This window comes from Acaryochloris sp. IP29b_bin.148 (assembly GCF_028285565.1).
Taxonomy (GTDB): Bacteria; Cyanobacteriota; Cyanobacteriia; order Thermosynechococcales; family Thermosynechococcaceae; genus Acaryochloris.
In genome coordinates, this window is sequence record NZ_JANQOY010000081.1 from 23148 (window position 1) to 31023 (window position 7876).

Sequence of the window (7876 nt, forward strand, 5' to 3'; positions counted from 1 at the left end):
CACATACCTGACTACAACTTATTCGCCCGCTCTAGCCAGTCCTTAGCACTAGACGGATCCCCCTGCTGTTGGTAAAGCTTCGCTACCTGACGATAATCAGCCTTTGCCCCAGCAATCTGCCCTGCCTTTTCTCTAGCACTGCCGCGCGTGATAAACCAAGCCGCTTGAAAGGGCTGTAACTTAATTAACTTGGTATAGTCCGCAATCGCCTCAACATAGCGTTCTTGTTTCTCATACAGTTGTCCTCGACTGAGATAAACCGACGTATCATTCGGTTTAAGGGATTGCAGCTGACCATAGGCCGCAATCGCCCCCTCAATATCATTCTGGTCTTCACTCAGGGACGCAATCTGCTCATAGGCGCGGGAATTGCGAGGATTGATCTTCGTGATCATCCGATAGTCCTGGAGGGCGCCCTGAGGGTTACCACTGTAACGGCGCACATGGGCGCGACGATCATAGGCTTCGACATTCTTTGGATTGAGCTTGATTAGCTGGTCATAATCCTTGAGCGCGCCCTGCTGATCCCCTTGAATAAAGCGGGTACTGCCCCGCTGACTGAAGGCCAATACATTTTTCGGATCCAGCCGGATGATGGCGGAATAGTCTTGAATCGCCGATTGATAATCGGTCTGGGCCATATAAAGGGTGGCCCGCCATAGATACGCCTGCAACCGGTTGGGGTTCAGTTCAATCACCCGACTAAAATCTGAAATTGCCCCCGCTGCATCCCGACTGGCATTCCGATAGGCTCCCCGGAGCCAGTAGGCTTGCTCGGCTTGCGGATCGAATTCGATTACTCGGTCTAAATCTTGCAGGGCGGCTTGGGATTGACCACTTGCGATCGCATAATTCGCCCTTGCTAAATAAAGGCGAGCTGCACGGGGTGACGTTGATATAGCCTGAGACAAGACGGCCCGAGCGCCAGCATAATCACCGGACTGGGCCTTAATCGCAGCATTAATCAGGGCGTCATCCACGGGAGAGGGAGGCGGGGCATTGGCAGGTAGATGCGCTTTAAAGGTCATCCCCAGCGACTGGGCTTGCTTCAGGAACGATTCGATCGGAATCCCGAGATTAAACCCTGTTTTAATCCGAATATCAGTATTAATGGTTGAAGCTTCTAGGGCACTATCGACATCCCCTCGCCCGTGAATGCCAACCAGTTCGCCATTGCGATTAAAAACGCCGCCGCCACTCATGCCTGGGAGGGTGCGGTTGGTATAGACCATGGCATAGCCATCGGCAAAGCTGCGGCTGCTGCGGGCCGTAATTTTGCCATCGGTAAAGTTATAGACGGGTTCAGTGATGGCCGCTGTCGTCATCGGAAATCCCGCCACGAAAACGGGCAGCCCCTCGCTTGCGGTTTGCCCGTTGGCGAAAGAACAGACGCTATAGGTGCGACTGCTCTGGAAGGTGACGACGGCTAGATCAATATCCTTTAAGGGGCGCACCTGCAATGCCGTATGCTGTTGCTGATCGTCGGTGGTAATCTGATAGGGGCTATCGGTGGCAGCCACCACGTGGGCAGCGGTTAAAAGCGTATAGGTGTTGCCCTGGCGCTCGATAATCACCCCCGATCCCTCGGTGATGCCATTCCCCAATCGAACGGTGACCTGCTTGGCACGTTGGGCAATATTCCCGGTGGCTAGGGCAACAGGAGATGGCCTTTGCGGTCGGTCGGTCTGGGGTAGGGCAATGGGCTGGGTTTTGCAGCCATCGGGATACAAGGCGGCGATAGACCCCGTGGATACGCCTTCAGGAACAGGAACAACGGGACTACCTGGGCCTTGGAGCGGCAGGCCCGGTTTTTTGGTAACGACCTGACCTTCTACCCGCACCCCATAGCCAATGCTGACATTGTGACCAATTCTGACGGTGGCTGGCTGCGGCTCAGGCGGATTTGTCCCTGGGAAGGACGATAGACCTGCGGGTGCGGCCGTGGTGCGATGGCCTCCGACCGGCCTTTGGCCATCGCAGTTTCTTGAAACGGTCTGGGCATGGCTGGAGGTTGAGGCCAGGAGCACTGGCAGACTCAGCACGTTGAGATTAAGCAGTAGTAACCCCCACAAGGCACCTCGATATTGCTTCATAACCCTCTTTACATCACGATAATCATCCAGCGGCACATTGCAGCGTCATCTTCTGCTCGCCAGATTGATAAGGCCATGATAGCCTCCCAATTGATGAACGTCTCGTAGACACAGAGCTTCTCAAGTGAGCATCGGATCGCAGCCAAAACCTATTTTGTGGCACAACCCAAGTATTCGCTTTGCATTTGATGGTCGATCTGTTCCTTCAACACTTTGGGGATTGCATTTGGTGTAAGACCTTAGCTGTCTGCGATAAGCTGTCTACTCATCAGGAAGGGATACAACTATGTCTGGCTCTCTAGACTAAGAATCCTCGGTCAGACGAGGAGGATGTCAAATCTTTCCTGACATCAAAATCATCCAACCTCAGCAGTCTGCTAAGCTTTATCCGCCGCTAGATAATCCACATCATAAGGAAAGAGGTTTAGGCCTTTTTAGAGAGGGTCGTCCCGTCTAAAAATTGTTCAATGGCCTTATCTCGCAAGTGACAACAGTCAGAAGCATCCGCTACAGCTTGATCACCTGCGGAGGAAGACCGCCTTAAGGCTTGGACTTCCTGCTCTAGACTTTCAATTCGATCCATCAGGTAGCGAATGGCTTGGGCCTCTGAATCCGGTAGGCGAGCATGATCCAACGGATCCACTTTGGCGCCACCTCGATACACAATTCGTCCCGGTACCCCCACAATCGTGCAGTCGGAAGGAACATCTCGTAAGACCACTGAACCAGCCCCAACCCGCACATTATTGCCAAGTTGAATATTGCCAAGCACCTTGGCACCCGCTCCAATCACGACATTCTCTCCCACGGTGGGATGGCGTTTTCCGGTTTCTTTGCCTGTTCCACCCAAGGTTACCCCTTGATAAATCAAGCTAAAATCACCCACAATGGCCGTTTCCCCAATTACAATCCCCATACCATGATCAATAAAGACACCCTGTCCTAGCGCTGCTCCAGGGTGGATTTCAATACCAGTCAGAAAGCGCGAGAAGTGAGAAATTAAGCGGGGGATAAAAGGGAGTCCGGTGACCAATAACCAATGGGCAAACCGATGCAGCAGAATAGCCTGTAGACCTGGATAGCACACCAAAACTTCTAGCCAATTACGAGCCGCAGGATCCCGATCAAAAATAATCTGGAAATCGGTTTTGAGAGTCTTCAGCACAGGGGTAACCCTTGGATGTCAGACAGAACTTTTTTATCCTAACGTCTTTGCGAAGGACTAAGATCAGCAATTCGACGATTGAATCCAGGCTGTTGCCCAAGACTCCATACGGTTTGAAGTCCACCAGTAGGCTCTAAACGCTGACGAATGCCCTAATCATGGGTAAAGATAGAACCAGTTCACTGACCCCACTCCAAACAAAGGACAACGATAGTGGCCGAACAGACCGACATCCTGGCGAGTTATGTCCCAGATATTGTCATCCGGCGGTTGCTCCAGGATCCGACTCCCATCGCCAAACCTCGGATTGACCACTTCCCTGCCGCCATCGTTTTTATTGATATTTCTGGCTTCACCCGCCTGACCGAAACCCTAGTCAAGTCGGGTCCCGATGGTTTGGAAGCGCTAACCACCATTTTGAATGCCTATCTGGGCCAGATTGTGGATTTAATTTTGCATCATGGTGGCGATGTCCTCAAGTTCGCTGGGGATGCCTTACTGGTGGCTTGGCCTGTGCAGGATGCCATGCCAGATCTTAACCAACAAACCCTGCAGGCTTGTCATTGTGCTTTGGCTATTCAGGGGTTTTCTCATACCTATACCGCCACCAGTGCGATCGCTCTGACGCTGCGCATCGGGATTGGCGCAGGGGATGTTGCGATCGCACATATTGGCGGGGTCTACAAACGCTGGGAGCATGCAATCACGGGATCTCCTTTGGAACAGATTCGACTGGCCCAAAGCCTAGCTCAGCCGGGACAAGTGCTTCTGTCCCCCGAGGTATGGGCCTTATTGCAAGATCAGTGCATTGGCACTCAGGCCCAAGAGGGCTGTTGGCAACTGACTGCGTCGGCCAATGTGCGCTTACCCCCGACTTTACCCCCTAAGGTATTACCCGAACGCCTAGCGGAGGGACTCAAAGCCTATATTCCAGGGGCTATTCTGGACCGACTGGAGGCAGGGCAACGGGAATGGCTCGCGGAATATCGGCTGCTGACCTTATTATTTATCAACCTGCCAGACTTCCGTGACGATACGCCCCTCAATAAAGCGCAGCAGATGATGCAGGCTTTGCAAAGTAGTTTGTATCGCTTTGAAGGCAGCATCAATAAAATTAGTGTGGATGATAAGGGGGCAACGCTGGTTGCAGCCATGGGGATGCCCCCCTTTGCCCATGAAGATGATGCGGAACGAGGGGTTAGAGCGGCTCTCGAGATGCAGACCAAGCTGAAAGGACTAGGCTGGCGCTGTGGCATTGGCATGACGACAGGAAATGTCTTTTGCGGCCTTGTCGGCAGTACCCGCCGTCGAGAATATACCGTTATGGGCGACATTGTTAACTTAGCGGCCCGGCTAATGCAGATGGCTGAAGACGGTATCCTCTGCGATCCTGCCACCTATAACTCGGCCCGGCGACGGCTCGCGTTTGTTCCCTTACCCCCTTTGACGCTCAAAGGCATTGAACAACCCATCGCGGTCTATCAACCCTTAGGGTCCCTCAAACACCAGTTAAATCCGACTAAATCGCTAGTCGGCTGCAAACGAGAACGCCAGCATCTGCGCGAACTCGCTCAGATGCTGCAAGTGGATCATCAGGGGGGAACCGTTGTCCTAGAGGGGGAAGCGGGGATGGGTAAGTCTCAGGTGGTGATCAATTTTCTGGAATGGTGTCAAACCCAAGATCTTCCGTTTGCAGTGGGGGCTGGAGATGCAATTGAAAAATTTACGCCTTATTTTGCTTGGCGTCCTATTTTTAATCAGCTTCTGCAGCTAGATTCACGGGTCGATGCAGCGGCTCGCCGTCAGCGGCTTCTCAGTCTGCTCAAGGATCGGGACAATCTGATTGCGTTACTACCGCTCCTCAATCTTATCTTTGGCCTCGACGCTCCAGATACCGCCATTACTCAGCAGATGCAGGGGCAAGTCCGAGCCGATAATACCCGCCAATTGTTGTTGTCCCTTCTGCAAGTTGCGCTTGATCAGAGGCCCCAAGTTGTGGTGCTGGAAGATGCTCACTGGTTAGACTCGGCGTCTTGGTCTTTGGCGCTGTCAGTGCATCAACAAGCCCTGCCGCTCCTCTGTGTGATCGCGACTCGACCGCTGGCAGAACCTTGGTCAGTGGACTATACCCAACTCTTAGAAACAGAACAGACCAAGTATTTACGTCTGCAAGGACTGACCCGCTCAGAAACCCAACAGTTTATCTGTCAGCAACTCGCGGTGACCCAACTGCCTCCTGCCGTCACGGATTTTGTGTATACCAAAGCCGAAGGACATCCTTTATTTAGTGAAGAGTTGGCCTATAGCCTGCGGGATAATGGCTTCATCCAGATTCAGCAAAATCGATGTCAACTGGTTGCCCCTGACCCAAATTTAGAGGTACTGGATTTACCCAGTACGTTGCAAGGGTTGATCACTAGCCGTATCGATCGGCTTTCGCCTCCCCAACAACTGATGTTGAAAGTGGCCAGTGTGATTGGACGTAATTTTAGCGTTGACTTACTGGAGGCGATTTATCCCTTAGCCGCTGATAAGCAAAAATTACCCGAATATCTGGGTAGCCTCCAGCATCTAGAGCTGATTGTTCAAGAAACACCGCCACAAAGGGGATATCTGTTTCGTCATATCATGACTCAAGAAGTGGCCTATCATCTGCTGGTGTTTTCCCAGCGGCGGGAATTGCACCAGGCGATCGCAACTTGGTACGAACAGATCTATGCTGCGGATCTCTCCTCCGTGTATGGGCTGCTCGCTTACCATTGGCAGCAGGCGGAAGCCACGGAAAAGGCCACTTATTTTATCGAACAAGCTGGAGAGCAGGCACTGCAAGGGGGGGCTTACCAAGAAGCTGTGGTTTTCTTCTCCCAATTATTATCGTCGCCGTCGTCTCCATCTACTGTTCCACGTTTGCAGCGAGCGCGCTGGTATCGACAATTAGGAGAGGCCTATTACCACCTCGGCCAGTTAACTGACAGTCAAACCCAACTCCAACAAGCCATCATGCTTCTTGGCCAACCGATTCCTAAGTATGAGCGTATGATTGGCTTCAAGCTAGTGCTCCAAGGCTTGAAGCAGATCTGGCATCGTCTATCTCCCTACCGCCCAATCGCCCAATCGCCGATCCAGCAAGCCCATATTCTTGAGTTAACGCGATCGCAAATTGGTCTGGGAGAAGTGTGCTATTACACAGGGGCTAAGACCTTGGGCACCTTTGTTACCCTTGCCGGGTTGAACCGAGTGGAGACGATACCGCCTTCCTCCGAGTTGGCTCGCATCTACGCCAATATGTGTTATGCCACAGGCGTCTATCAACTCCATTTTCTGGCCCGACGCTATGGTCACTTAGCCGAGCGCACGGTTCAGCAACTCGAGACCTCCTTACCCTGTATGGGGTGGACCTATTTGGTGACCGGAGCCTATCGCAGCAGCATTGGGGAATGGCAATCTTCTCGTGATACTCTGCAGCGCTCCATTGATGCCTGTCGGCAACTGCAAGATTGGCATATGTTGGCTCAGGCGGTAGCCGGTGTCGCCTTAGTCGATCATTGTCAGGGACAGTTTCAGGCTGCGATTTCTCTTTGGCAAGAAACCCAGCAATTGGGAGAACAACATGACGATATTCAATCCCATGCTTGGGGGCTGATGGGACAAGCCGAAGCCTGGATTTGCCTCGAGAATTGGTCGCAAGCCGCCCATTGTGTCGATCAGCTCCATGCCTTACTCACCGAGCAAACCGGTTTAATCTCAGATCGAATTCGATGGGCAGGTGTCGCTAGCCGCGTGTACCTTCATCAGGGGGCCTTGCCCCAGGCTCAGCAGATGGTTGAGATGGCCATTGACCTGATTCATCAAACGGAACCGATTGCGGTGCATACCCATCAAGGCTATGCTGGCGTGGCTGAGAGCTGCATACAGCTTGAAATCGCAACCGATCATCACTCAGACGATAATCGGGTCGATCAAGTTTGTGCTGCGCTCCAACAGTTTGCCAAATCCTTTCCCATTGCTCAACCGCGTCTGCTGCTATGGCAGGGCGTCTGGGGATGGCATCAAGGAAAACGGGCCAAAGCGAAACAGTGTTGGCGTCAGGCTCTCCAGCGAGCAAAAACACTGGCCATGCCTTACGAGCAAGCGCTTATTCATCAGTACTGGGGACAACGACTCGATCCGCAGCAGCCGGAATATCTCTGGCATCGAGAGCAGGCATACCAGCTTTACGAGGGGTTAGGTTTGTTGCCACTCCAGGATAAGGGAACTGCGATGGCCAAAGGTCGGTCGGAGACCATCGCAGACTATCAACTATCCTCCAGGAAGACCATTAAATAGTATTTACCCTCTGTAGAGGTTCCACTGGACATAATCTGCCACCCTTGAGATTGATAAAATGCGATCGCTTCAATATTGCGCTGAATACATTTAAGGGAAGCAGGCCGCCCTATTGCCGATAGCCTCTTGTGCAAGAGAGCCGTCCCAATCCCTCGACGAGTAAAATGCGGATCAACAAAAAGGTGATGGATAAAGTTATATCAAATCCGTTTAATCACCCATAATTAACTTACTGCCTCCTGCCACCAATAGAAGTTCGTCAACCCATGAATCAGCTCCCGACGCTCTAGCA

Annotated in this window: 4 protein-coding genes; 1 reads left to right on the forward strand and 3 read right to left on the reverse strand. The window is 52.4% G+C overall.

Annotation, left to right across the window (positions count from 1 at the left end; all coding sequences use genetic code 11):
* Nucleotides 1-11 precede the first annotated feature (11 nt).
* Nucleotides 12-2093: a trypsin-like peptidase domain-containing protein gene (locus Q0986_RS07580; protein ID WP_299407224.1), complete on the reverse strand. Its 2082-nt coding sequence runs from the start codon at nucleotides 2091-2093 to the stop codon at nucleotides 12-14.
* A gap of 424 nt (nucleotides 2094-2517) precedes the next feature.
* Nucleotides 2518-3258, reverse strand: a complete 741-nt coding sequence (gene cysE / locus Q0986_RS07585; protein WP_299407228.1) for a serine O-acetyltransferase — start codon at nucleotides 3256-3258, stop codon at nucleotides 2518-2520.
* Between the two features lie 213 nt (nucleotides 3259-3471).
* Between cysE and Q0986_RS07590 the strand changes: the two genes are divergently transcribed.
* Entirely contained in the window at nucleotides 3472-7584 is a 4113-nt protein-coding gene (locus tag Q0986_RS07590; RefSeq protein WP_299407231.1) for an adenylate/guanylate cyclase domain-containing protein, read from the forward strand.
* Here the strand turns inward: Q0986_RS07590 and Q0986_RS07595 are convergent.
* Nucleotides 7554-7775, reverse strand: coding sequence for a GNAT family N-acetyltransferase (locus Q0986_RS07595; protein ID WP_299407241.1), 222 nt, complete (start codon nucleotides 7773-7775; stop codon nucleotides 7554-7556). The genes Q0986_RS07590 and Q0986_RS07595 overlap by 31 nt on opposite strands.
* Nucleotides 7776-7876 lie beyond the last annotated feature (101 nt).

Excerpts from the sequence above, each read along its gene's own strand:
- Q0986_RS07580 (WP_299407224.1), bottom strand. The coding sequence starts at position 2,093 with ATGAAGCAATATCGAGGTGCCTTGTGGGGGTTACTACTGCTTAATCTC.